Origin of the sequence: Pseudomonas oryzicola (genome assembly GCF_014269185.2) — a bacterium.
Lineage (GTDB): Bacteria > Pseudomonadota > Gammaproteobacteria > Pseudomonadales > Pseudomonadaceae > Aquipseudomonas > Aquipseudomonas oryzicola.
Map to the genome: position 1 here is coordinate 2,146,064 of NZ_JABWRZ020000001.1, position 23,624 is coordinate 2,169,687.

Genomic DNA, 23,624 nt, shown 5'->3' on the forward strand with positions numbered 1-23,624 from the left:
AATGGGCCACTTTGACAGCATCAAGCGCGACCCGTGGATGGTCGAGCAGCACTATCGGGCCTCGACCCATGAAAAGGAACAGGAATTCGCCGACCCGGACACCCAGGCCTTGCTGGCCGGCCCCGCCGAGCACAGGCACCACTACCGGGGGCTTAGCCGCGACTGGGCGCACATGGCTTTGGAGCTGGCCATCCAGCGCTACTCCGGTGGCGAGCCGATGGAACTGGTAGAGGCCTATGTCGATTACGCGTTCGCCCAGTTCGCCCGGCATTTTTCCGCCTACCCGGCAGCCAGCGAGCAATTGCGCCCGTGGGTGGCGGACGACTACCGGCTTGCCCTGTGGCTGCTGTCGCTGGCGGTGCTGTGCGGTTACCCCGAGCGGGTAGGCCAACTGCTGGGCTGGTTGAACCAGGCCGACGAGCGCAGCCCCGACCTGCTGTTGCATCGGCTGTTCCAGCGTCTGGGCAAGGCATATCCAGGCACCTCGTTGCTTCACCCCGAGCCCTACGCCACGTTGCTGGAGAGCCTCGATCTACGTGGCCCTGCGCAGCAGGACGCACTCATGCGCTACCTCGGCCAGTGGTACGCCGAGGCGCACGGCTGTTACTGGCACGAGCGCCACGCGCGGGCACGCGGTGACCACCTGGGCTATTGGGCATTCGAAGCGGCGCTGGTGGCGTTTTTATGGTCGGTGCAAGGCGACGCCCTGCAAAGCGCGCCACAGTTCTACCCGAAGGCACTTGTCGACCGGGCCCATTACCGGCGGCTGGGCAAGCAGTTTCGCGACCCGGAAACCGCCAGGCGCGAGGATGCCCCCGGCTGGCCATCCGGCACCCCCTGCCCATGGCCCGGCCACTACACCTGCGTCGAGCGCGCGCTGGGTGAGCAGGTGTTCATGCACCAGGTACCTTTCCCCGAGATCGATGGCCAGGTCGTGCACTGGCGGCTGTCGAGAACGTTCTGATTGGCGCCACCGGCACCGGTGCCTGGCGCGTCATATGACCAAGGAGTCGCAACAATGCCTGCCATCGTTCTGCTGGGCCACGCTCACCACTGCCCGCTGTGCGGCCCGACCAGCGTCAGCAGCGGTTCCAGCCTGTTCTTCGTCAACGGCAGGGCCGCCGCCCGGGTTGGCGACAAGCTCGGGTGTGGGGCGCTGATCACCAGCGGCTCGGCACTGATGATGGAGGACGGGCAGCCGTTTGCCAGGGTCGGCGACACCACCAGTCATGGTGGCGTACTGGAAAATGGCGATAACAGCTGGCTGCTTGATTAAGCGATGTGGGAGCGGTTCAGCTCCCACCGGGAAGGGACAAGATCAGAGGCTGACGGCGTCGCCGTCGGTGCGTGCCTGTGCCAGCAGCAGGTTCAGTTGGGCGACCTGCTGACGCAGCTGGTCACGTTCTTCCTTCAGTTTACGCAGCTCATCACGGCGCACGGAGACATAGAGGGTCTGGGTTGGAGTAGCAGGCATCAAGGTACCCATGAGCACACCTCGCGGTTTTGGCTGGTGACAAGTTAAAGCGTAGACGCTTCACGCGGGGCGCATTCTGAATTCTTTTGCAGGCCTTGGGAACTTTTTTGTTTATCGTGGTCGCGCCGTTCGTCGCTGAACCCACGCGCGGTTCGCTGGACTAACCTGAAGGCTGCACTGTTTTGACATCAAATTCGCAAGGGGAGCATCGGCTCATGCAACTGGGAATCATCGGGCTGGGCCGCATGGGCGGCAATATCGCAAGGCGCCTGATGCGCGCCGGCCACCGTACCGTGGTGCACGACCGCAGCCGTGAAGCCATCAGCACCCTGGAGGGCGAGGGTGCCCAAGGGGCGCACGATCTTGGGGCGCTGGTGCAAAAGCTCAAGGCACCGCGTGCGGTGTGGGTGATGCTGCCGGCCGGCGAACCTACCGAGCAGACCATCGCGCAGCTGGCCGAGCTGCTGGAGCCGGGCGATGCGATCATCGACGGCGGCAACACCTTCTACAAGGATGATATGCGCCGGGCGGGCGAGCTGGCCAAGCGCGGGCTGCATTACCTGGATGTGGGCACCTCCGGCGGTGTGTGGGGCCTGGAGCGTGGCTACTGCATGATGATCGGTGGCGAAAAGGACGTGTTCGAGCGCCTGGAGCCGCTGTTCAAGGCACTGGCCCCGGGCGTGGGTGACATCCCGCGTACCCATGGCCGTAGCGGCGAGTACCAGCGCGCCGAGCACGGCTACATCCATGCCGGCCCAGCCGGTGCCGGGCACTACGTGAAAATGGTGCACAACGGTATCGAGTACGGCTTGATGCAGGCCTATGCCGAAGGCTTCGACCTGCTGCGCAGCAAGGGCGGCAACGAACTGCCCGAGGGCCAGCGCTTTGACCTGGACGTGGCGGAAATCGCCGAAGTGTGGCGGCGTGGCAGCGTGGTCACCTCGTGGTTGCTCGACCTGACCGCCGATGCCCTGGTGGCCGACCCCCAGCTGGCGCAGTTCAGTGGCTCGGTGTCCGACAGCGGTGAAGGCCGCTGGACCATCGATGCCGCCGTCGAGCAGGCAGTGCCGGTGCCGGTGTTGTCCAGCGCCCTGTTCGCCCGCTTCCGCTCGCGCCAGCAGCAGGGCACCTACGGTGACAAGATCCTCTCGGCCATGCGCCTGGGCTTCGGTGGCCATATCGAGAAGAAAGGCGAATGACCAGACAGCACATTCCTGCCGCTCCACCCTGCACCCTGTTCCTGTTCGGCGCCAATGGCGACCTGGTCAAGCGCCTGTTGATGCCGGCGCTGTACAACCTCAGCCGCGACGGCCTGCTGGACCGCAACCTGCGTATCGTCGGCGTCGACCACAACCCGGCCACTGCCGAGCAATTTGCCGAGCGCCTGCATGCGTTCATGGTCGAGCGTGATAAAGGCGGCGAGGGCAGCAGCAAAGGCCTGGACGAGAAACTCTGGGCGCGCTTGGCCAAGCGCCTGGACTACCAGACCGGTGACTTCCTCGACCCGGCCACCTACCAGGCCCTCGCCAGGCGCATCGACAAGACCAGCCATGGCAACGCCATCTTCTACCTGGCGACTTCGCCGCGGTTCTTCCCGGAGGTCGCCCTGCGCCTGGGGCAGGCCGGCTTGCTCGACGAATCCGCCGGGGGCTTTCGCCGCGTGGTGGTGGAAAAACCCTTCGGTACCGACCTGGCCAGCGCCGAAGCGCTCAATGCCTGCCTGCTGAAAGTGATGGGCGAGCGGCAGATCTACCGCATCGACCATTACCTGGGCAAGGAGACGGTGCAGAACATTCTGGTCAGCCGTTTCTCCAACGGCCTGTTCGAGTCGTTCTGGAACAACCATTACATCGACCACGTGCAGATCACCGCCGCGGAAACCGTCGGTGTCGAGACCCGCGGTGCTTTTTATGACAGCACCGGGGCGCTGCGCGACATGGTGCCCAACCACCTGTTCCAGTTGCTGGCGATGGTGGCCATGGAGCCCCCGGCGGCATTCGCCGCCGATGCCGTGCGCAGCGAGAAGGCCAAGGTGATCGGCGCCATTCGCCCGTGGTCGCCGAAGATGGCCCTGAAGCATTCCGTGCGCGGCCAGTACCGTGCCGGCAGGCACGGGCGCAAGCAGTTGCCCGGTTACCGCCAGGAGGCCAACGTCGCCCCCGACAGCCACACCGAGACCTACGTGGCGCTGAAGGTGATGATCGACAACTGGCGCTGGGCCGGTGTGCCGTTCTACCTGCGCACCGGCAAGCGCATGAGCGTGCGCGACACCGAGATCGCCATCTGCTTCAAGCCCGCGCCCTATGCGCAGTTCCGTGAGTCGGAGCTGGAGCGGCCCAAGCCCAATTACCTGAAAATCCAGATCCAGCCCAACGAAGGCATGTGGTTCGACCTGCAGGCCAAGCGCCCCGGGCCGGAGCTGGTGATGGAGAACGTGGAACTGGGCTTCGCCTACAAGGACTTCTTCAAGATGACCCCGGCGACCGGCTACGAGACGTTGATCTATGACTGCCTGACCGGTGACCAGACGCTGTTCCAGCGCGCCGACAACATCGAGAACGGCTGGCGTGCGGTGCAGCCGTTCCTCGACGCCTGGGCCCAGGGCGGCGAGGTGCATGAATACCCGGCCGGTGAAGACGGGCCCGAGGCCGGCAATGAATTGCTGGCGCGGGACAAACGCGAGTGGCACCGGTTGGGGTGAGTTTTCTGTATGGCCTGTGCCGGCCTCTTCGCGGGCAAGCCCACGCAGAGGCCGGCACAGGCCACCACACGAAGGAGCCGCAATGCCTGCTCACATCGAAGACTACGCCCTGCTGGGCAACTGCCGCAGCGCCGCCCTGGTCAGCCGCGATGGCTCGCTCGACTGGCTGTGCCTGCCACGCTTCGACGCCCCGGCAGTCTTCGCCGCCCTGCTGGGCAACGAAGAAAACGGCCGTTGGCGCCTGGCCCCCAGCGACCCGGTGGAGCACAGCAGCCGTGGCTACCTGGACGACACCCTGGTGCTGGAAACCACCTGGGCGACTGCTACCGGCCGGGCTCGTGTGCTCGACTTCATGCCGTTGGGCGAAGTCAATTCGGTGGTGCGCATCGTCGAGGGCCTGGCGGGTGAAACCAACTTCGAGATGGACCTGGTGATGCGCTTCGACTATGGCCGCAGCGTTCCCTGGGTGGAGCGGGTGGCACCGCTCACGCTCAGTGCCGTGGCCGGGCCTGATCGCCTGGTCCTGGCGGCGACGGTAGCCCCGCAAGCGCGTGATCACCACACCGTGGCCCGTTTCCGGGTCGGTGCGGGCCAGCGGCAGGTGTTCAGCCTGCGTCACCAGCCATCGCACCTACCGGTGCAGCCGGACTGCGACATCGACGATGCCCTGAAAAACACCATCGACCAGTGGCAGGCGTTCGCGGCACGCTGCCCCGAGGTAGGCCCCTACAGTGCCCTGGTGCGCCGCTCGCTGCTGACCCTCAAAGCGATGACCTACGCCCCCACCGGCGGCATCGTTGCTGCAGTCACCACATCGCTGCCGGAGCGCATCGGCCACGAGCGCAACTGGGATTACCGGTTCTGCTGGCTGCGCGACGCCACCATGACCCTGCTGGCGTTCATGAACCTGGGCTACTTCGACGAAGCCCAGGCCTGGCGTGAATGGCTGCTGCGCTCGGTGGCCGGCAACCCCGAACAGATGCAGATCATGTATGGCCTGGCCGGTGAGCGCGACCTGCAGGAATACACCCTGCCGTGGCTGGCCGGCTACGAGCGTTCGCAGCCCGTGCGCGTGGGCAATGCGGCCTCGACGCAGACGCAGCTCGACATCTACGGCGAGCTCGCCGATGCCATGGCCCAGGCAATCAAGGGCGGCTTGCCGCGCCACCCACGCAGCGCCGCCATCGCCCGGCTGATCCTGCCTTACCTCGAACGCATCTGGCGCGAGCCGGACGAAGGCATCTGGGAGGTCCGCGGGGGGCGCCAGCAGTTCGTGCACTCCAAGGTCATGGCCTGGGTGGCCTTCGACCGTGCCGCGGGGCTGGCCGACACCACCGAGGAAGGCCGCGAGCGTGGCCAGCATTATCGCCAGGTGGCTGACGAGATTCGCCGCGACGTGTGTGAACAGGGCCTGGACGCCAGCGGCCAGTTTTTCGTCCAGGCCTATGGCTCGAGCGAAATGGACGCCAGCTTGTTGCAGATTGCCCTGACCGGCTTCCTGCCGGTGGATGACCCGCGTTTCTTGCGCACGCTCGAACAGATCGAACAGCGCTTGCTGAAGCATGGCTTGCTGCTGCGCTACGACAGCGACAGCTGCAGTGATGGCCTGTCACCGGGCGAAGGCACCTTCCTGGTGTGTTCGTTCTGGCTCGCCGACGTGTATGTGTTGCTGGGCCGCGAGGCCCAAGCCCAGGCCCTGTACCAGCGCCTGACCGGCCTGTGCAACGACCTCGGCCTGCTGGCCGAGCAGTACGACCCGGTCGGCCAGCGCATGCTCGGCAACTTCCCCCAGGCGTTCAGCCATATCGGCATCATCAACACCGCGCTTAACCTGCACCGGGCCCAGTGCCCGGTACGGGACCGGGCGACCCGGCGTTGAACTAGCTGCGATGGCTGGCATGCAGCTGCCGGGCGGCTAGAGCAGCCCCCAACTTTTCAGAAAGAACCGAGTCATACCGGCAAAAGGGCGGTCTGCATCGGCCTGGGTTCGTATGCGCAGCAAGAACTCACGCTGGCGCTCGGCAGCGAAGTTACCTTCCTGAAAAAGCAATACCAGCGTCTCCAGCGTTTCGTAGGCATTCCAGCGCAGGCGCAGCAATTCCTGGCGGTTCAACCCGAGCACGTCCTCTGCAGCCTTCACCGCTCTGCTGGAATGACTGGATCCGGTGATGGCGACCAACCAGACTTCGCGTGTTTCCGGGATGGCTTTCCAGGCAAAGAACTGTTCAGGGTCGGCGACATAGGGGTTGATGAGCTCGGCATCTTCCTTGGCATAGAGCTGGGCCACTGCAGCATCTGTGGTGGTGACTGGGTCGGGGCAAATAGTCTGCAACAAGGATTTCAGCTCTGCGCCGCCGCTGGGGAGGGTCAACGGCACGGTAGGCGGCGCGAGCCTCGGGCCCTGCACCGGGAACGTATCGCCTTTATAGGTCTGGTTGCAGATCTGGCAGCTGAACGTGTAGTTGTCATAGCAATACGCCAGCCACCAGTACTGGCTTTTCGGTCGAAAGTGTTCCACGTCGCCATGCGCTACCACGGCAGTGTCCGCTTCACAGTAGATGCACTTGTTGTATGACTCGACCTTGAGTTGCGGCTTGGCGCCGCCCCAGACTTGACGGTTCTTCGGTCTGAAATTGACCGTTCCAGTATGGCCGTCGTCCTGGTAGTACTGCACCAGGTTGTTGAGTTTGGTTTCCAGTTGAGTGCCGGTAAAGCCCTTTAATTTTGCGGCGGAGCGAGTGCGCGACACCTTGATCATGGCTCGCTCTCTAGGTTTTTTGTGATGGCTGTGAGCTTGCTTGGCGATATCTTGGTTTTGCGTTTGTTTTTGAGCAGTGAAGATTTGAGGCTGCGGATCAACTCGGCTTGCTCTTTTGCATAGTGCGGAATGACGTCCCATTCGGGGGCATCGTTCAAGATGGCCTGCAGCGCTTTCATCTGCGCTGCTTCTTGCTTGTTGAGCGACTCTTTAAGGCAGAGTTCTCTGACTGCGTTGCGAGCCTTTTCGATTTCGACTGATTCCAGCGAGTCCAACCCGAACATAGGGCTCATCAGCAGTTGATGAAGCATCATCTTGCGCGGTTCACCGATGAACGGAACCAGGGTTGGCGTTGCCTCTGCACCTTCCCGTCGGATGACATAGAGCTCACCTTCACCGCTCTGCTGTGCCGTGAGTGCCGAGTGCGTGGTGGCGATGAACTGGAAGTTTGGCAGGGTGCTGGAGAGAAACTCAACCAGATGACGCCGCCACACCGGATGCAGGTGCAGATCGATTTCGTCGATAAGCAGCACCCCGCGCGTGCTGAGGGGGTTCTTGCGGTCGGGAAAGGTTTCGGTGATCCGGTACAGCAGATCGCCACACCAGGCGGCCATGTTCTGATAGCCGTCGGAAAGTTGATTGAGGGGTACTTCGCCATCGACCGTGTCGAAAATGATTTGCCGGGTGGCGCGATCAATTCGGGAGAACTGCATGCCGGGTAGGAGCTTGTCCAGCGCTTCATTGACAGCGCCCATCATCGCCGACAGACCTTTTCGATAATCGAGGTCCATCACCCACTGCTCAAGTGAAACCAGGCTCGCGTCTGGCGAAAACATTGTCGCCATACCTTGAGCCCGTGGCGCGCGTGAGCGTTCATCGGGGAACGTGGTTCGCATGTTCATCACGGGGGGGCGACGTGAAACACCGTAACCCAGGACAAAGTAGTTGCGATCCGCTTTGGCAATCGCGGCATCCAGCGCTTCCAGTGATACATGGTTGTTCGCAAAGATCTTGCGGATTCCGTCACCACGGTTGATTTCCAGCGCTATCTCTCGGGTTTCGCCCTTGGCGGTAACCAGTGTTCCTTCGATACGGCATTTCTTCGCGCCATTCCTGATCCACGCATCAGGGTCGCCGAGCAGCTCGGGAAGGGCATCGCTGCCTGCCAACAGCAGTGCAATGGCTCGCAGCACCGAGCTTTTCCCGCAGCCGTTTTCGCCGAGTAGCAAGGTCCAGCGACGAGTCCCGCCGGCACTGGCATGGAAGTTCAGGTCCAAAGACTTGATCGATCGGACATCGCGCAACGCGATTCGCACCAGATACATCGTGAGGTCCTTCCAGTTCTGTAAGCGTATCAGTCATCCTGAAAGGCGACTGTCTATTGCCGAGGGGGCTTGGGCAATGATCAACGTCATGCCTGTCAGCAACAAGGTGGCGCACATTTTAGCAGTTGCGAGAAACTACCCGAACCGAGTATCAAGGCTTTCACACAGAGCCTGGCGCAAACACCATTCGGCACGGAGCACCCATGGGTATTCGCGGTACAGATCGGCAGATCGACAACATCGAGTTCAATGTCAGCGACATCGCACGGAGCAAGGCCTTTTACGGCAGCGTGTTCGGCTGGGCGTTCACCGACTACGGGCCAGGCTACACCGAGTTCAGCGATGGCCGCTTGACGGGCGGCTTTGCCAGCGGCGAGCCGGTGCGCCCAGGTGGGCCGCTGGTGATCCTGTATGCCGACGACCTCGAAGCCACGCAACAACGGGTCGAGGCGGCGGGGGCACGCATCAGCCGGGCGACCTTCGCCTTCCCCGGCGGGCGGCGTTTCCACTTCATCGACCCGGACGGCTACGAACTGGCGGTGTGGACGGCGCAAGCCTGATGGCCAATCACAAGATCGAAATCCGCCGGCGCAACATTGGCAAGATCCTGCAGGCGGCGGAAAAGGTGTTCGCCGAAAAGGGCTACGGCGCCACCTCCATGGGCGATATCGCCGAGCAGGCCGAGTTGCCGCGTTCCAACCTGCATTATTACTTCAGCACCAAGGACGAGCTGTTCCGCGCGGTGTTGCAGGATCTGCTGGAGGTGTGGAAACAGGACGCGCTGTGCTTCGAGAACTTCGACGACCCGCGTGTAGTGCTGACCAGTTATATCCGCGCCAAGATGGGCCATTCGCGCTCACGGCCGCTGGGTTCGAAAATCTGGGCCGAGGAGATGCTGCACGGGGCGCCGGTGCTGGGGGCGGACCTGGCGGAAAGCCTGGTGCCCTGGGCCAAGCTCAAGGAAGCCAAGATCCGTCGCTGGGTGGAGGAGGGGCGGATTCTGCCGGTGGAGCCTTCGGCGCTGCTGTACATGATATGGGCGTCGACCCAGCACTATGCCGACTTTGGTTACCAGGTCGAGTTGCTCAATGGTGGCGAGGCGTTGTCGGACATGGCGTTCGAGAATGCGCTGCAGACGGTGACCTGTGTGATTCTGCGGGGGATCGGGCTGGAGCCTTGATTGGCAAGCCTGGTTTGCGCGGGGCGATGTGGGAGATTCCATGATATTCAACAAGCCGATTTGACGCCGCGCTTGTAGGAGCGGCTTCAGCCACGATCACCGGCAAGGCCGGTGCCATCCACCGCGTTGCCTGCATCGCGGATAAATCCGCTCCTACCAGATTGCGTCAGTCGGTCGGCTAGCAAGCCGCTTCAGCTGGCCTCGCGGTAGGGGTTGCGTGGGTCTTGCGTCCAGTTCATGTACGGCTTGCCGGTATCCTGCGCCACCATTTCGATGCAGCCTTCCACCGGGCAGGTGATCTGGCACAGGTTGCAACCCACGCATTCCTCCTCCACCACGTTGTAGGCATGCGTGCCATCTGCCTTGAGGGTGCTGGCAATGGCCTGGTGCGAGGTGTCCTCGCAGGCGATGTGGCAGCGCCCGCAACCGATACACGCCTGCTGGTCGATGTGCGCCACCGACTTGTAGTTCATGTCCAGGTACTTCCAGTCGGTGGTATGCGCCACCGCCTGGCCACGGAACGCCTCGATGTGGCCATGCCCATGCTGGTCCATCCAGCGTGCCAGGCCGTCCTTCATGTCCTCGACGATGCGGAAGCCATGCAGCATCGCCGCCGTGCACACCTGCACGGCGCCACTGCCCAGGGCGATGAATTCGGCGGCATCTCGCCAGTTGCCGATGCCGCCGATGCCGCAGATCGGCAAGCCACGGGTTTGCGGGTCGCGGGCGATTTCCGCCACCATGTTCAGGGCGATCGGCTTGACTGCCGAACCACAGTAGCCGCCATGGGTGCTCTGGTCGCCGACGATGGGGTGGGCGACCATGCGGTCCAGGTCGACACTGGTGATGGAGTTGATGGTGTTGATCAACGACACCGCATCGGCCCCGCCACGGTGCGCGGCGCGGGCCGACTGGCGGATGTCGGTGATGTTTGGCGTGAGCTTGACGATCACCGGCAGCGAGCAATACGTCTTGCACCAGCGGGTGACCATCTCCACGTACTCTGGCACCTGGCCCACCGCCGCGCCCATGCCACGCTCCGGCATGCCGTGCGGGCAGCCGAAATTCAGCTCGATGCCGTCGGCACCGGTAGCTTCCACCAGCGGCAGGATGAACTTCCATGAGTCCTCCACGCACGGCACCATCAGCGACACGATCAGCGCGCGGTCGGGCCAGTCCTGTTTCACCTGGGTGATTTCGCGCAGGTTGATCTCCAGCGAACGGTCGGTGATCAGCTCGATGTTGTTGATGCCTTGCACCTGGCGGTTGGCGCCGTAGTGCGCCGAGTAGCGCGACGACACGTTGACCGCCGCCGGGTCCTCGCCCAGGGTCTTCCACACCACGCCGCCCCAGCCGGCCTCGAAGGCACGCACGACGTTGTAGGCCTTGTCGGTTGGCGGTGCGGAGGCCAGCCAGAATGGGTTGGGTGCCTTGATACCGGCAAATTCGATCGACAGGTCGGCCATTTATGCTGCCTCCACATTGAGCATGAGTTGGGCATGGATGGCTTCGGCGGCCAGCTTGCCGTGTTGTACGGCCTGGACGGTCAGGTCCTGGCCCAGGGCGGTGCAGTCGCCACCGGCGTAAATGCCCGGCAGGCTGGTCTGCATGTTTGCATCGACCCGAATGCGCTCGCCGTCGCGGGCCAGTTGCGCTGCCAGCGGGTCGCCGAGGCTGCTGTCGTCGAAGCGTTGGCCGATGGCCTTGAAGATGGCGTCGGCGGCCAGCTCGAAGGTTTCGCCGCTGTCGCGCAGGCGGCCGTCAGCCAGCTCGGTGCGGGCAAAGCGCATGCCGCGCACCTTGCCGCTGGCATCCAGCAGCACGGCGTCGGGGCGGGCCCAGGTGTGCAGGCGCACCTGGTTGGCCTTGGCGATGTCCTGCTCATGGCCCGTGGCGCCCATGTCGGCGTGGCCACGGCGGTACACCAGGTTGACATCGCGGGCGCCCAGGCGGCTCATCTGCACCGCCATGTCGATCGCGGTGTTGCCGGCGCCGATCACCAGGCAACGGTCGGCCAGTGGCAGTTGGCTCAGGTCATCGGCCTGGCGCAGTTCACGGATATATTCGGTGGCGGCGACCAGGCCGGGGGCTTCTTCATCGGCCAGGCCCAGCTGGCGCACGGCATTCAGGCCGAGGCCGAGGAACACCGCGTCGTACTGGTCGCGTAGCTCGCCCAGGCTGAGGTTGCCGCCCAGGCGCTGGCCATGCCGAATCTCGATGCCGCCAATGCCCAGCAGAAACGCCACTTCACGCTGGGCGTAGTCATCCACCAGCTTGTAGCGGGCGATACCGTACTCGTTCAGGCCACCGGCCTTGTCACAGGCTTCGAACACCACCACGTCATGCCCGTGCATGGCCAGGCGATGGGCGCAGGCCAGCCCGGCCGGGCCGGCGCCGACCACGGCGATGCGCTTGCCGGTGGCTGGCGAGCGCTGGAACGGGTGCGCGGTGAACTGCGCATTGTCCAGGGCATAGCGCTGCAGTTGGCCGATCAGCACGGGGGCGCATTCCTGCGCATTGTTGCGCACGCAGGCTTGCTGGCAGAGGATTTCGGTGGGGCAGACGCGGGCGCAGCTGCCGCCGAGGATGTTGGCCGAAAGGATGCGTTCGGCGGCGCCTTGCAGGTTGTCGTCACTGATGCGGTGGATGAATGACGGAATGTCGATTTCGCTGGGGCAAGCGTTGACGCAGGGCGCGTCGTAGCAGTACAGGCAACGCGCGCTTTCGACGGCGGCCTGGCGGGGAGTGAGCGGTGGGGCCAGGTCGCTGAAGCGCTCGGCCAGCTGGTCGGCACCGGCCCGGGGGCGCGGCAAGTGGTTCAGGGCGTCGATCACGGTTGTAGCCTCTCTATTTTTTTTGGATGCAGGCAACAAGGATTGCGGTGGTTGGCGAGGGCACTGCGCAGCCCATCGCGAAACAGCAGCCCAATGGCCTCAGCGCTGAACCGGCGTCGGCCGCTGCACTTCGGCCCTGCGCCCCAGCACCTCATACACCGACGGATACGCCGGGCGCTCCACATAACGCCCCGCGCCCGCTACTGCGCGCAGGTCGCCATCGGCCCAGAGCAGCTTGCCCTGGCTGATGGTATGGCTGGGAATACCGCGCACGGTGCGGCCTTCGAATATGTTGAAATCCACTTGCTGGTGGTGGGTCTGTGCGGAAATGGTGCGTGTGCCGTGCGGGTCCCACAGCACCAGGTCGGCATCGGCACCCACGCGGATGGCACCCTTGCGTGGAAACAGGTTGAAGATCTTTGCCGTGTTGGTGGAGGTCAGCGCGACGAACTCATGCATCGACAGCCGTCCACTGTTCACCCCGGCATCCCACAGCACTGCCATGCGGTCTTCGATGCCGGCAGTGCCATTGGGTATCCGGCTGAAATCATCGCGGCCCATGGCTTTCTGCTCGGCGCAGAAACAGCAGTGATCGGTGGCGGTGGTGTGCAGGTTGCCGGACTGCAGGCCGCGCCACAGCGCCTCCTGGTGTTCGCGCGGGCGGAATGGCGGGCTCATCACATAGCCTGCGGCGGTGGCCCAGTCCGGGTCACGGTAGACGCTGTCATCCAGCAGCAGGTGGCCGGGCAGCACTTCGCCGTACACCGGCTGGCCCTTGCCGCGCGCATAGGCAATCTCATCCAGTGCTTCGCGGCTGGAAACGTGCACCAGATACAGCGGCGTACCGAGGGTTTCGGCAATGCGGATGGCACGGCTGGCGGCCTCGCCCTCGACCTGCGACGGTCGCGACAGTGGGTGGGCTTCCGGGCCGGTCAGGCCCTGGGCCAACAGTTTTTTCTGCAGGTGGTACACCAGCTCGCCGTTCTCGGCATGCACGGTGGGCACTGCACCGAGTTGCAGGCAGCGTTCGAAGCTGGCCACCAGGGTATCGTCAGCAGCCATGATGGCGTTCTTGTAGGCCATGAAGTGCTTGAAGCTGTTCACCCCATGCCTGGCCACCAGCTCGCCCATCTCCTCGGCCACCTGCTCGCTCCACCAGGTAATGGCCACGTGGAAGCCATAGTCGCTGGCGCTTTTCTGCGCCCAGCCACGCCAGGTGTGGTAAGCCTCCAGCAACGATTGCTGCGGGTTGGGAATGACGAAGTCGATGATCGAGGTGGTGCCACCGGCCAGGCCGGCAGCAGTGCCACTGAAGAAATCCTCGCTGGCCACGGTGCCCATGAACGGCAGCTGCATGTGCGTGTGCGGGTCGATACCGCCGGGCATCAGGTAACGGCCGCTGCCGTCGAGGATCTCGCAGCCGGTGGGCGGTTCGAGGTTCTGACCGATGGCGCGGATCAGGCCATCGGCACACAGGACATCGGCGGGGTAGCTTTCTTCGTGAGTGACCACGGTGGCGCCACGGATCAACAGGGACATGCCGTCTTCCTCGCAGGCTGACCGGTCTGGGCCGGTTCTTGGAATTGTCAGGGGCAGGCGGGCAGGGCGGTTAATCCTGTCATGCCTGACAAGATTCGAGGCTAGATGCAGATCCTGGATTCAGCAAGAAAATTTTCCCATGAATTTCATGGTTTTTAACTCACTGAAAATAAACGATTAACTTAGATTGTCGTGCTGGCGACGGGGCTTTCGGGAAGGTTGTCTGACTTGACAAGATGAAAAACTGGTCGAGATTTTCAAGCACATAAAGCGTGTACTCCGGCCGTCGGATCGTCCCGATGAGCGAAGAACTAGAAGAACATCTGGAGAAGCCTCCCATGCAGCAGAGCAGATCGGAAGTGGTCGAGCAGGATGGCCTGTTCGAGCTGGCCGAGGGCCGCGATGTCCTCGACAGCCCACGCTACAACCACGATATCGCCCCGACCAAGGTGCACCAGCGCACCTGGAACAAATGGCACATCACCGCCCTGTGGGTGGGCATGTCCATCTGCGTACCCACCTATACCCTTGGCGGCGTGCTCACCGCCTACTTCGGCCTCAGCGTCGGCGAGGCCCTGCTGGCGATCCTGCTGGCCAACCTGATCGTGCTGATCCCGCTCACCCTCAACGCCTTTCCCGGCACCAAGTACGGCATCCCGTTCCCGGTACTGCTGCGCTCGTCGTTCGGCATCCTCGGCTCCAACGTACCGTGCCTGATCCGGGCAGTGGTCGCCTGTGGCTGGTTCGGCATCCAGACCCTGTTCGGTGGCCTGGCCATTCACCTTTTTCTTGGCTCGGTATTCGACGGCTGGAAAGCCTTGGGCGGTACCGGCGAGGTGATCGGCTTCATGATCTTCTGGTGCCTGAACCTGTGGGTAGTGCTGCGCGGCGCCGAGTCGATCAAATGGCTGGAAACGCTGTCGGCGCCGCTGCTGGTGGCGGTGGGCGTCGGCCTGTTGCTCTGGGCCCTGCCGCACATGTCGATGACCGAACTGCTGGCGCAGCCAGCCAAGCGCCCGGCGGGCGCGAGCGTGCTCGGTTACTTCTGCGCCGGGCTTACCGCCATGGTCGGCTTCTGGGCCACGCTGTCGCTGAACATCCCCGACTTCAGCCGCTACGCCCGCAGCCAGAAGGACCAGATTCTCGGGCAGATCTTCGGCCTGCCGCTGACCATGTTCCTGTTCGCCGCCCTGGGCGTGGTGCTGACCGCCGCTTCGGCGTCGCTGGTAGGCGAGACCGTGGCCGACCCGGTCAGCCTGATCGGCAAGATTCACAGCCCGTTCTGGGTGGCCTTGGCCATGGCCTTGATCGTGATCGCCACGCTATCGACCAACACCGCGGCGAACATCGTGTCGCCGACCAACGACTTCCAGAACATCGCCCCGCGCCTGATCGGGCGCAGCCGCGCGGTGTGGCTGACCGGCTTCATCGGCCTGGCGCTGATGGCCCATGAGTTGCTCAAGAAGCTGGGCTGGATCGTCTCCGACCTGAGCCTGGAAAGTGTGTATTCCAACTGGCTGCTGGGCTATTCCAGCTTGCTGGGGCCGATCGCCGGGATCATGGTGGTGGACTACTTCCTGGTCCGCCGGCAGCAGCTGGACCTGGCCGGCTTGTACCGCGACGACGTGTACCCGGCCTGGAACTGGCCTGGTTTTGCCGCCTTTGCATTGCCGGTGGCGTTGACGGTTGTGGCTATCGGCAACAGCCATTTCAGCTGGTTCTACGACTACGGCTGGTTCACCGGCTCGCTGCTGGGTGGGGGGCTGTATTACCTGTTCGCCGGTGTGGTTGCGCGTAGCCCGGCGCGGGTGGCCAAGCCCTTGCCCTGAGACCGCACAGACAACCGGAAAGCCTGAAGGAGAAGCCCGTGACCCCAGTCCAAGAAATCCTGAACACCACCGCCCGGCACATCGACAGCGCCCGCCTGTGGCAATCGCTGATGGACCTGGCGCGCCTCGGTGCCACTGCCAAGGGCGGTGTCTGCCGCCTGGCCCTGACCGACCTTGACCGCCAGGCCCGCGACCTGTTCGTGCAATGGTGTGAAGCCGCCGGCTGTACGGTGAGCATCGACGCCGTCGGCAATATCTTCGCCCGGCGCCCTGGGCGTAACCCCAAGCTGCCACCGGTGATGTCCGGCAGCCATATCGACACCCAGCCCACCGGTGGCAAGTTCGACGGCTGCTTTGGGGTCATGGCAGGGCTGGAGGTGATCCGTACCCTCAACGACCTGGGCGTGGAAACCGAAGCACCGCTGGAGGTGGTGGTGTGGACCAACGAGGAGGGCTCGCGCTTTGCCCCGTGCATGATGGGTTCAGGCGTATTCGCCGGCAAGTTCACCCTGGAGGAAACCCTGGCCAAGCGTGATGCCCAGGGTGTCAGCGTCGGCGAGGCGTTGAACGCCATCGGCTATGCCGGCCCGCGCGCGGTGCAGGGCCACCCGGTGGGGGCCTATTTCGAAGCGCACATCGAGCAAGGGCCGATCCTGGAAGGCCAGGCCAAGACCATCGGCGTGGTGCTGGGCGCCCTTGGCCAGAAGTGGTTCGACCTGACCCTGCGCGGCGTCGAAGCCCATGCCGGGCCGACACCCATGCACCTGCGCAAGGACGCCCTGGTCGGCGCCGCCGCCGTGGTCGAAGCGCTCAACCGCACCGCTCTCGGCCACCAGCCGCATGCCTGTGGCACGGTGGGTTGCCTGCAGGCCTACCCTGGCTCGCGCAACGTGATCCCCGGCGAGGTGCGCATGACCCTGGACTTCCGCCACCTGGAAGGTGAGCAACTGGATGCGATGATCAGTGAAGTGCGTGCGGTGATCGAGGCGACCTGTGTCAGGCACGGCTTGAGCCACACACTGGTGCCGACGGCTGACTTCCCGGCGCTGTACTTCGACAAAGGCTGTGTCGAGGCCGTGCGCGAATCGGCCAAGGCGCTGGGCCTGCCGCACATGGACATCGTCAGCGGGGCCGGGCACGACGCGATCTTCCTTGCCGAAATGGGGCCGGCGGGGATGATTTTCGTGCCGTGCGAAAACGGCATCAGCCATAACGAAATCGAGAATGCCACCCCCGAGGACCTGGCGGCGGGCTGCGCGGTGTTGCTGCGGGCGATGCTGGCGGCGTCGGAGGCGATCGCCAGCGGGCGCCTGGCGGCTTAGCGGCGCCGCTCCTGCAGGGGCGTGTTGCCAGTGAAGTCATTCGCTCGGTTCAAGACTGCCATCGCGCCCGATGTGGTAGCGCTGCAGGTCCTGCGCCAGGGTCAGATGGCCACTGTAATGAGCGAGGGCTTCCTCGCGCATATCGACGATGCTCGGGCTGCGCCGTGGGTCGTGCTGGTAGCGCGCGCTGAAGTGCGTCAGCACCAGGTTGCGCACACCTGCGGCCTCGGCAAAGCGCGCCACCGCGGCTGCGGTGCTGTGGCCGAAGGTGACCCCGGTACGTTCGACCACCGCCTGGGTGAACGTGGCTTCGTGCACCAGCACGTCCGCATCCTGCGCGGCATCGGCCAACAGTTCGGGGTTGTCGTTGTCGCCGCAGACGATCACCCGCCGTGGCGGGCGGGAGGGGCGCAAGTAATCACGGCCGTGCAGCAGTCGGCCTTCATGTTCCACCGTCAGGCCCTTGGCCAGCTCGCCCCACAGCGGGCCGCGGGGGATGCCTTCGGCTTCCAGGCGCGGGGTATCCAGGCGCGGTTCGGGGTTGAGTTCGGTGAACACGAAGCCGACGCTAGGTACCCGGTGCGACAGCTGCACGGTTGCCACGTGCATGGCGTCATTGCGCCATTCCGTCAGCGCCTCCACGGCCTGCAGGCGCAGTTCGAACGGCAGGTAGGTGTCGCTGGCCCGCAGTCCCTGGCGTAGCCACTCGTGCAATGCGCGCGGCAGTATCAGCTCCAGCGGCTGGGTACGCCCACTCATGCCGGCGCTGGCCAGCAGGCCTGGCAAGCCGAAGCAGTGGTCGCCATGCACGTGGGTGATGAAGATCGCCCGCAGGTCGCGGATCGAAAGCGGCGTATGCAGCAACTGGTGCTGGGTGCCTTCGCCACAGTCGACCAGGTACCAGTGGCTGCCGGTGGCTTCGATCACGGCCGTGGCGCTGACATTGCGTACCTTGGTTGGCACCCCGGCGGAGGTGCCGAGGAACAGCAGATCCATTACAACTCCTTGGTATTGCCCAAACCTGGGCGGCCAAGCCGCCCCATGGTTTCAGTTGGTCGCATCGGCATCCGCCTGGCGCCAGATCAGTTCGCTGGTGTCATAGCCCTGCTCCCGAGCGATATCCAGCAGCTGGTCTCGCGTCTGGTCCGGGATGGCCGGTGTGCGGGACAGCAGCCACAGGTACTCACGGTTGGGGTGGCCGACCAGGGCCACGCGGTAGTCCTTGTCGTGGTACAACACCCAGTACTCGCCCTTGGTCAGGCCGGGTGCCAGGCGGCTGAACCAGTTGTCGAAGCGCACCCAGAGTTTGTCGGTACTACCCGGTTGCTGGGCTTCGGCGATGCCCTTGGCTTCATTCCACTGGCCGTCCTTTTCCCGGCAGCGGTTGGCCACGTCGATGCGGCCGTCCGCGCGCAGGCCATAGTGTGCCTCGGACTGCACGCAGTTGCGTTGGAAGAACATCGGCAACCGCGCCAGTTCGTACCAGGTACCCTGGTAGCGTTGCAGGTCGACCTGCTGGGTACGCGGCGGCGCCGGGTGATCGTTGCCGGCGCAGCCGAGCAGGGCCAGGGTCAGGCAGGAAAGCAGCAGCGGGGTGCGTAGCGCCATGGTCGAGCTCCTTGCGGTGGATGGGGCTTACCTGTGTTTCGATGCGGGCGCGCGGCAAAAGTTGTACAGGATCGTGCTTTTCAGAACGAGCCGGTCTGCACGTCGCCGGCGCGCACGTAGCGGGCGATGATTACACCCTTTGGCGAAACCTGCGAGTGCTCCAGGGTGAAGGCCGCCGCTGCCGCATCGTCGCTGAACAGGCGTTTGCCATGGCCAAGCAGCAATGGGTGGATGAGCAACTGCAGTTCATCGACCAGGCCTGCCGCCAGCAGTTGCTGCACCAGTTCACTGCTGCCCTGGGTCAGCAGGTTGGCACCGTCCTGTTGTTTCAGCGCCCGCACCGCTGCGCTGATGTCCGCACCCAGGGCATGGCTGTTGTGCCAGGTGAGGGTAGCCGGGGTGTGGGTGGCCACATGCTTGGGCACGCTGTTGAACAGGTTGGCGATGGAGAAGTCTTCCGAACTGCCGTCCACCTTCGGCCAGTAAGCGGCGAAGATGTCGTAGGTACGCCGGCCCAGCAGCAGCTCGAAGGGCTGGCTGAACAAAGCCTGCATGGCCTGGCCGAAGACTTCCTCGGCGTAGGGCACGATCCAGCCGCCGTAGGTAAAACCACCGCTGGTGTCTTCCTGCGGGCCGCCGGGGGCCTGCATGACGCCGTCGAGGCTGATGAACGCGGCTACGATGAGTTTGCGCATGGGGACTCTCCTGTTGGCAGCCGGGGTGGCTGCGGGCATGGGATAGTCGAATGGCAGGCAGCAGAATCGACAGAGGCTTGTGCTGCCTCTGCACTGCCTCTATCGCCGGCCAGCCAGCACCCACAGGTATTGCACGCCGCGCCTGTGGGCACTGGCTGGCCGGCGATAGGGCCAGTGCAGGCTACATCACAGCCAGAAGGTTACCGCCCACCAGCCCAGGCCACCCATCACCACGGTGTAGGGCAACGCCATCCATACCATGCGCCCATACGACAGCCGGACCAGCGGCGCGATGGCCGAGGTCAGCAGGAACAGGAACGCGGCCTGCCCGTTCGGGGTCGCCACGCTGGGCAGGTTGGTGCCGGTGTTGATCGCCACGGCCAAGGTCTCGAAATGCTCGCGGCTCATGCCGCCATTGAGAAACGCCTGCTTCACTTCGGTGATGTAGATGGTGGCGACGAACACGTTGTCGCTGATCGCCGAAAGCAAACCGTTGGCCAGGTACAACATGCCCGGCTGCTGCTCGGCCGGTAGTCCCAGTACCCAGGTGATCAGCGGGGCGAACAGCTGCTGCTGGTGAATCACCGCGACAACGGCGAAGAACACCACCAGCAGCGCGGTGAACGGCATAGCGTCCTGGAAGGCACGGCCCAGGCGGTGTTCGTCGGTGATGCCGGTGAATGCCGTGATCAGCACGATCACCATCAGGCCGATCAGGCCGACTTCGGCAACGTGCAACCCCAGGCAGACGATCAGGATCAGCGCGGCGAGCCCCTGCACCCACAGCGCGATGCGCTGGGCCTGGGTGCGTGCGGCGTCGTCCTCGGCGGCGTAGGCGGCCAGTACCTGGCGCACCGGCTCGGGCATCAGCGTGCCATAACCGAACAGGCGCAGTTTCTCCAGCAGCACGCAGGTCAGCAGGCCGGCACCCAGCACCGGCAACGACACCGGCGCCACCTTCAGGAAGAAATCGGCAAAGTGCCAGCCCATCTCGTGGCCGATCAGCAGGTTCTGCGGTTCGCCGACCAGGGTGCACACCCCGCCCAGGGCGGTCCCCACCGCGCCATGCATCAACAGGCTGCGCAGGAAGGCGCGGAACTGGTCGAGGTCTTCACGGTGCAGTGCCGCGACCTGCTGGTCGCTGTCGAGCGCACCGTCCTCGCGCGGGTTGGCCCCGGAGGCTACACGGTGGTACACCGCATAGAAGCCGACCGCGGCACTGATGATCACGGCGGTCACGGTCAGCGCATCGAGAAACGCCGAAAGGAATGCCGACAGCACGCAGAACAGCAACGCCAGAATGGCCTTCGAGCGTACCCCGAGGAGGATGCGCGAAAACAGGAACAGCAGCAGTTCCTTCATGAAGTGGATACCCGCGACCATGAACATCAGCAACAGGATGACCGGGAAGTTGTGCTGCAACTCTTCATACAGCGCTTGCGGGGTGGTCATCTGCAACAGCAGGGCTTCGATCAGCAGCAGGCCGCCGGGCATCAGCGGGTAGCATTTCAGGGCCATGCCGAGGGTGAAGATGAACTCAAGCACCAGTGCCCAGCCGGCGGCGGCCGGGCCAAGGCTGACCAGCAGCAGCGGGTTGAGGACCAGGAACAGGCAGATGACCGCCTTGTACCAAAGCGGCGACTGGCCCATGAAGCTGTGGGCGAGGGCGCCAGTCAGGGAGCGCGACATGAATATGTTTCCTTATGATTCGGCGATGGCGAACGGTGCCGCATCAGCGCGCCTTAGGCAAGGCATACAGTCCCGTTTTTGGCACAAGTGCGGCCATCGGGCTGGGTTACCATCCGTGGCACGAACCTTTTACTACCAGGAGTGCCGTCCGTGACCGAGTACAGCGCATTCAAGGTCGAATTGACCGACAGCATTGCCCACGTCCAAATCAACCGCCCGGAGAAGGTCAATGCAATGAACGCCGCCTTCTGGGAAGAGATCATCGACATCTTCCGGTGGGTCGACGATACCGACGCGGTGCGGGTAGTGGTGCTCAGCGGTGCCGGCAAGCATTTTTCCGCGGGCATCGACCTGATGATGCTGGCCTCGCTGGCGGGGCAGATGGGCAAGGATGTCGGCCGCAACGCGCGCTTCCTGCGCAGCACCATCCTGCGCCTGCAGGCCTCGTTCAATGCCGTGGACAAGTGCCGCAAGCCGGTGCTGGCCGCCGTGCAAGGCTATTGCATTGGCGGCGCCATCGACCTCATCGCGGCCTGCGACATGCGTTACTGCAGCAGCGACGCGCAATTTTCGATCAAGGAGATCGACATGGGCATGGCCGCCGATGTCGGCACACTGCAACGTTTGCCTCGTATCATTGGTGACGGCATGATGCGTGAGCTGGCCTACACCGGGCGCCATGTGGAGGCTGAAGAGGCACTGCGCATCGGCCTGGTCAACCGGGTCCATGACGATCAGGCCGCACTGCTGGACGGGGTCTTTGCCATCGCCCGCGAGATTGCCGCAAAATCACCGATTGCCGTGGCCGGCACCAAGCAAATGCTCAGCTACATGCGTGACCACCGCATTGACGATGGCCTGGAATACATTGCCACCTGGAATGCCGCGATGCTGCAGTCCGAAGACCTGCGCGTGGCCGTGGCGGCGCACATGAGCAAACAGAAACCGACGTTCGCCGACTGATCAGGCCGGGGGACGCGCAGTAAAGGATCCTCCGACATGTCAGCACGCTGGACTACCGCAGTACTCGACCCGCAGATCACCGGGGGCCTGGCCGTCGCCCGCAGCCCTGAAGGGTTCCTGGTGGACGCCAATGGCGCGCTGTTTTCCCGCGACTGGCTCAAGCGCCAGGACCTGGATGTGCTGTGCGAGCACGGTATCGGCCACTTCGATGGCCGGCCAGTGTTCCTGCTGGAGCTGCGTAGCGCCAGCGAGGTGCCCGGCTGTACCTGGCGCGGCCTGCGCACGTTCATGCTCGATGGCGACTTCGACACCTACAAGGTGCTCGGCTACGCCGCTCAGATCGGCACCTGGGCCCGCGAGCATCGCTTCTGTGGCAGTTGCGGCCAGGCGATGACGCAGATCCGCTGGGAACGGGCGATGTACTGCCAGCCCTGCGACCTGCGCAGCTACCCGCGCATTTCGCCGAGCATGATCGTGCTGGTGACCCGTGGTGACGAGATCCTGCTGGCGCGCTCGCCGCGCTTTGTCAGCGGGGTGTACAGCACCCTGGCAGGCTTCGCCGAACCGGGTGAGTCGGCGGAGGATTGCCTGGTGCGCGAAGTGCGTGAGGAAGTGGCGGTGGAGGTGCAGAACATCCAGTACGTGGGCAGCCAGTGCTGGCCGTTCCCGCATTCGATGATGCTGGGCTTCCATGCCGAATACGCCGGGGGCGATATCGTCATGCAGCCGGACGAGATCGAGGACGCCAGGTGGTTCAGCGTACACGACCTGCCGCCACTGCCGGCCGGGCGCTCCATCGCCCGCTACCTGATCGACCTCTACGTTGCGCGTCGCTTAGGCCTGCCCGAACCAGTGCTGCCACGCTAGGCGCACGGTCAAGGCCAGCACCACGGTGATGAACACCGGGCGGATGAACTTGCTGCCGCCACTGATCGCCGTGCGTGCGCCGAAGAAGGCACCCACCATCACCGACAGGCCCATGCACAGCCCGACGATGTAATCTACCTGCCCGGAAATGATGAACACCGTCAGCGCCGCGATGTTGCTGACGAAGTTCATGCTGCGCGCCACACCGCTGGCGCGCACCAGGTCGATGGGGTACAGCAGCAGGGTGCTGACGGTCCAGAATGCCCCGGTACCCGGGCCGGCCACGCCGTCATAGAAGCCCAGGGTGAAGCCTTGTGGCAGCTGCCATTTCTTCCTGATGGGGGCGTCGGCATCGAGCGGCGCCTTGGGCGTGCCGCCGAACAGCAGGTAGACGCCACAGGCGAACACGATCACCGGCAGCATCTTGTTCAGCCATTCGGCCGGCATGTAGTGGGCAACCACTGCGCCGAGCAGCGCGCCGACCAGGGTGGCGAACAATGCCGGGCGCCATTGCGCAGGGTGGAACAGCTTGCGTTTGTAGTAGGTGAAACCTGCCGTCGCCGAGCCGAATGTGGAACTGAGCTTGTTGGTGCCCAGCACCAGATGTGGCGGCATGCCGGCGGTGAGCAGCGCCGGGGTGGTGAGCAGGCCACCGCCGCCGGCGATGGCATCGATGAAACCGGCAACGAAGGCAACCAGCGCCAGGATCAGCAGGGTGAGTGGTTCTACGGTGAGTTCGAAGGGCATGGTTTCTTGGCAGGCAGGGAGGCAAGGGGCGGCAAAGGGCCGCGCTAGAAGGGAAACATGTTAATCCTGAGGGGTATGGGTTGCCAGTGCCGG

General features: G+C 64.1%; 22 protein-coding genes. 11 read left to right on the top strand and 11 right to left on the bottom strand.

The window, feature by feature from the left end:
* The first annotated feature begins 1 nt into the window (after position 1).
* Positions 2-964 (top strand): PoNi-like cognate immunity protein, encoded by a 963-nt coding sequence (locus tag HU760_RS09525; RefSeq protein WP_186674683.1) that lies wholly within the window; start codon positions 2-4, stop codon positions 962-964.
* A 54-nt stretch (positions 965-1,018) separates the two neighbouring features.
* The gene (locus HU760_RS09530; RefSeq protein ID WP_186674682.1) at positions 1,019-1,276 is read left to right on the top strand and encodes a PAAR domain-containing protein; all 258 of its coding nucleotides are present in this window, start codon (positions 1,019-1,021) and stop codon (positions 1,274-1,276) included.
* Between the two features lie 42 nt (positions 1,277-1,318).
* Here HU760_RS09530 and HU760_RS09535 read toward each other — a convergent pair whose 3' ends face one another.
* Complete coding sequence (locus tag HU760_RS09535) at positions 1,319-1,486, bottom strand: DUF6026 family protein (protein ID WP_186674681.1); 168 nt, start codon at positions 1,484-1,486, stop codon at positions 1,319-1,321.
* Between the two features lie 203 nt (positions 1,487-1,689).
* Between HU760_RS09535 and gnd the strand changes: the two genes are divergently transcribed.
* The 3 genes from gnd to HU760_RS09550 all read left to right on the top strand — a co-directional run bounded on the left by gnd (position 1,690) and on the right by HU760_RS09550 (position 6,054).
* Entirely contained in the window at positions 1,690-2,673 is a 984-nt protein-coding gene (gene gnd / locus HU760_RS09540) for a phosphogluconate dehydrogenase (NAD(+)-dependent, decarboxylating) (protein WP_186674680.1), read from the top strand.
* Positions 2,670-4,175 carry a glucose-6-phosphate dehydrogenase gene (zwf, locus tag HU760_RS09545; protein ID WP_186674679.1) on the top strand — a complete coding sequence of 502 codons (1,506 nt, stop codon included), beginning with the start codon at positions 2,670-2,672 and terminating at the stop codon, positions 4,173-4,175. The genes gnd and zwf overlap by 4 nt, the downstream gene beginning before the upstream one ends.
* Positions 4,176-4,257: 82 nt before the next feature.
* On the top strand, positions 4,258-6,054 hold the full coding sequence (locus HU760_RS09550; RefSeq protein WP_186674678.1) for a glycoside hydrolase family 15 protein: 1,797 nt from the start codon (positions 4,258-4,260) through the stop codon (positions 6,052-6,054).
* Between the two features lie 36 nt (positions 6,055-6,090).
* On the opposite strand, the gene HU760_RS09555 is transcribed toward HU760_RS09550, so the two are convergent.
* Both HU760_RS09555 and HU760_RS09560 read right to left on the bottom strand, forming a co-directional pair.
* Complete coding sequence (locus HU760_RS09555; RefSeq protein WP_186674677.1) at positions 6,091-6,933, bottom strand: HNH endonuclease family protein; 843 nt, start codon at positions 6,931-6,933, stop codon at positions 6,091-6,093.
* On the bottom strand, positions 6,930-8,258 hold the full coding sequence (locus HU760_RS09560; RefSeq protein WP_186674676.1) for an AAA family ATPase: 1,329 nt from the start codon (positions 8,256-8,258) through the stop codon (positions 6,930-6,932). Before HU760_RS09560 ends, HU760_RS09555 begins: the two co-directional genes overlap by 4 nt.
* A gap of 203 nt (positions 8,259-8,461) precedes the next feature.
* Between HU760_RS09560 and HU760_RS09565 the strand changes: the two genes are divergently transcribed.
* Both HU760_RS09565 and HU760_RS09570 read left to right on the top strand, forming a co-directional pair.
* Positions 8,462-8,818, top strand: coding sequence for a VOC family protein (locus HU760_RS09565; RefSeq protein ID WP_186674675.1), 357 nt, complete (start codon positions 8,462-8,464; stop codon positions 8,816-8,818).
* The gene (locus HU760_RS09570) at positions 8,818-9,438 is read left to right on the top strand and encodes a TetR/AcrR family transcriptional regulator (RefSeq protein ID WP_186674674.1); all 621 of its coding nucleotides are present in this window, start codon (positions 8,818-8,820) and stop codon (positions 9,436-9,438) included. The genes HU760_RS09565 and HU760_RS09570 overlap by 1 nt, the downstream gene beginning before the upstream one ends.
* Before the next feature lie 191 nt (positions 9,439-9,629).
* On the opposite strand, the gene preA is transcribed toward HU760_RS09570, so the two are convergent.
* The 3 genes from preA to hydA form a co-directional block, all read right to left on the bottom strand.
* Positions 9,630-10,904: an NAD-dependent dihydropyrimidine dehydrogenase subunit PreA gene (gene preA / locus HU760_RS09575; RefSeq protein ID WP_186674673.1), complete on the bottom strand. Its 1,275-nt coding sequence runs from the start codon at positions 10,902-10,904 to the stop codon at positions 9,630-9,632.
* Entirely contained in the window at positions 10,905-12,272 is a 1,368-nt protein-coding gene (locus HU760_RS09580) for an NAD(P)-dependent oxidoreductase (protein ID WP_186674672.1), read from the bottom strand.
* 99 nt (positions 12,273-12,371) lie between these two features.
* The gene (gene hydA / locus HU760_RS09585) at positions 12,372-13,811 is read right to left on the bottom strand and encodes a dihydropyrimidinase (protein WP_186674671.1); all 1,440 of its coding nucleotides are present in this window, start codon (positions 13,809-13,811) and stop codon (positions 12,372-12,374) included.
* 338 nt (positions 13,812-14,149) lie between these two features.
* On the opposite strand from hydA, the gene HU760_RS09590 reads away from it, so the two are divergent.
* Together HU760_RS09590 and HU760_RS09595 are read left to right on the top strand one after the other, a co-directional pair.
* Positions 14,150-15,640: an NCS1 family nucleobase:cation symporter-1 gene (locus HU760_RS09590; RefSeq protein WP_186674855.1), complete on the top strand. Its 1,491-nt coding sequence runs from the start codon at positions 14,150-14,152 to the stop codon at positions 15,638-15,640.
* 38 nt (positions 15,641-15,678) lie between these two features.
* Complete coding sequence (locus HU760_RS09595) at positions 15,679-16,962, top strand: Zn-dependent hydrolase (RefSeq protein ID WP_186674670.1); 1,284 nt, start codon at positions 15,679-15,681, stop codon at positions 16,960-16,962.
* A 36-nt stretch (positions 16,963-16,998) separates the two neighbouring features.
* Here HU760_RS09595 and HU760_RS09600 read toward each other — a convergent pair whose 3' ends face one another.
* The 4 genes from HU760_RS09600 to nhaB form a co-directional block, all read right to left on the bottom strand.
* Positions 16,999-17,958, bottom strand: a complete 960-nt coding sequence (locus HU760_RS09600) for a ribonuclease Z (protein ID WP_186674669.1) — start codon at positions 17,956-17,958, stop codon at positions 16,999-17,001.
* A 51-nt stretch (positions 17,959-18,009) separates the two neighbouring features.
* Positions 18,010-18,570, bottom strand: coding sequence for a lipocalin family protein (locus tag HU760_RS09605; protein ID WP_186674668.1), 561 nt, complete (start codon positions 18,568-18,570; stop codon positions 18,010-18,012).
* A gap of 80 nt (positions 18,571-18,650) precedes the next feature.
* Complete coding sequence (locus HU760_RS09610; RefSeq protein ID WP_186674667.1) at positions 18,651-19,265, bottom strand: dihydrofolate reductase family protein; 615 nt, start codon at positions 19,263-19,265, stop codon at positions 18,651-18,653.
* A gap of 186 nt (positions 19,266-19,451) precedes the next feature.
* The gene (gene nhaB, locus HU760_RS09615) at positions 19,452-20,954 is read right to left on the bottom strand and encodes a sodium/proton antiporter NhaB (RefSeq protein WP_186674666.1); all 1,503 of its coding nucleotides are present in this window, start codon (positions 20,952-20,954) and stop codon (positions 19,452-19,454) included.
* A gap of 150 nt (positions 20,955-21,104) precedes the next feature.
* Between nhaB and HU760_RS09620 the strand changes: the two genes are divergently transcribed.
* Positions 21,105-21,917, top strand: a complete 813-nt coding sequence (locus HU760_RS09620; RefSeq protein ID WP_186674665.1) for a crotonase/enoyl-CoA hydratase family protein — start codon at positions 21,105-21,107, stop codon at positions 21,915-21,917.
* A gap of 36 nt (positions 21,918-21,953) precedes the next feature.
* Positions 21,954-22,784, top strand: coding sequence for an NAD(+) diphosphatase (gene nudC / locus HU760_RS09625; protein ID WP_186674664.1), 831 nt, complete (start codon positions 21,954-21,956; stop codon positions 22,782-22,784).
* On the opposite strand, the gene HU760_RS09630 is transcribed toward nudC, so the two are convergent.
* Positions 22,752-23,531 (bottom strand): TSUP family transporter, encoded by a 780-nt coding sequence (locus HU760_RS09630; RefSeq protein ID WP_186674663.1) that lies wholly within the window; start codon positions 23,529-23,531, stop codon positions 22,752-22,754. The genes nudC and HU760_RS09630 overlap by 33 nt on opposite strands.
* Positions 23,532-23,624 lie beyond the last annotated feature (93 nt).

Excerpts from the sequence above, each read along its gene's own strand:
- HU760_RS09590 (WP_186674855.1), top strand. The coding sequence starts at position 14,150 with ATGCAGCAGAGCAGATCGGAAGTGGTCGAGCAGGATGGCCTGTTCGAG.
- HU760_RS09550 (WP_186674678.1), top strand. The coding sequence starts at position 4,258 with ATGCCTGCTCACATCGAAGACTACGCCCTGCTGGGCAACTGCCGCAGC.
- HU760_RS09600 (WP_186674669.1), bottom strand. The coding sequence starts at position 17,958 with ATGGATCTGCTGTTCCTCGGCACCTCCGCCGGGGTGCCAACCAAGGTA.
- HU760_RS09525 (WP_186674683.1), top strand. The coding sequence starts at position 2 with ATGGGCCACTTTGACAGCATCAAGCGCGACCCGTGGATGGTCGAGCAG.
- HU760_RS09560 (WP_186674676.1), bottom strand. The coding sequence starts at position 8,258 with ATGTATCTGGTGCGAATCGCGTTGCGCGATGTCCGATCGATCAAGTCT.
- HU760_RS09605 (WP_186674668.1), bottom strand. The coding sequence starts at position 18,570 with ATGGCGCTACGCACCCCGCTGCTGCTTTCCTGCCTGACCCTGGCCCTG.
- HU760_RS09630 (WP_186674663.1), bottom strand. The coding sequence starts at position 23,531 with ATGCCCTTCGAACTCACCGTAGAACCACTCACCCTGCTGATCCTGGCG.
- HU760_RS09555 (WP_186674677.1), bottom strand. The coding sequence starts at position 6,933 with ATGATCAAGGTGTCGCGCACTCGCTCCGCCGCAAAATTAAAGGGCTTT.
- zwf (WP_186674679.1), top strand. The coding sequence starts at position 2,670 with ATGACCAGACAGCACATTCCTGCCGCTCCACCCTGCACCCTGTTCCTG.
- hydA (WP_186674671.1), bottom strand. The coding sequence starts at position 13,811 with ATGTCCCTGTTGATCCGTGGCGCCACCGTGGTCACTCACGAAGAAAGC.
- nudC (WP_186674664.1), top strand. The coding sequence starts at position 21,954 with ATGTCAGCACGCTGGACTACCGCAGTACTCGACCCGCAGATCACCGGG.
- preA (WP_186674673.1), bottom strand. The coding sequence starts at position 10,904 with ATGGCCGACCTGTCGATCGAATTTGCCGGTATCAAGGCACCCAACCCA.
- HU760_RS09565 (WP_186674675.1), top strand. The coding sequence starts at position 8,462 with ATGGGTATTCGCGGTACAGATCGGCAGATCGACAACATCGAGTTCAAT.
- HU760_RS09530 (WP_186674682.1), top strand. The coding sequence starts at position 1,019 with ATGCCTGCCATCGTTCTGCTGGGCCACGCTCACCACTGCCCGCTGTGC.
- HU760_RS09535 (WP_186674681.1), bottom strand. The coding sequence starts at position 1,486 with ATGGGTACCTTGATGCCTGCTACTCCAACCCAGACCCTCTATGTCTCC.
- HU760_RS09570 (WP_186674674.1), top strand. The coding sequence starts at position 8,818 with ATGGCCAATCACAAGATCGAAATCCGCCGGCGCAACATTGGCAAGATC.
- nhaB (WP_186674666.1), bottom strand. The coding sequence starts at position 20,954 with ATGTCGCGCTCCCTGACTGGCGCCCTCGCCCACAGCTTCATGGGCCAG.
- HU760_RS09610 (WP_186674667.1), bottom strand. The coding sequence starts at position 19,265 with ATGCGCAAACTCATCGTAGCCGCGTTCATCAGCCTCGACGGCGTCATG.
- gnd (WP_186674680.1), top strand. The coding sequence starts at position 1,690 with ATGCAACTGGGAATCATCGGGCTGGGCCGCATGGGCGGCAATATCGCA.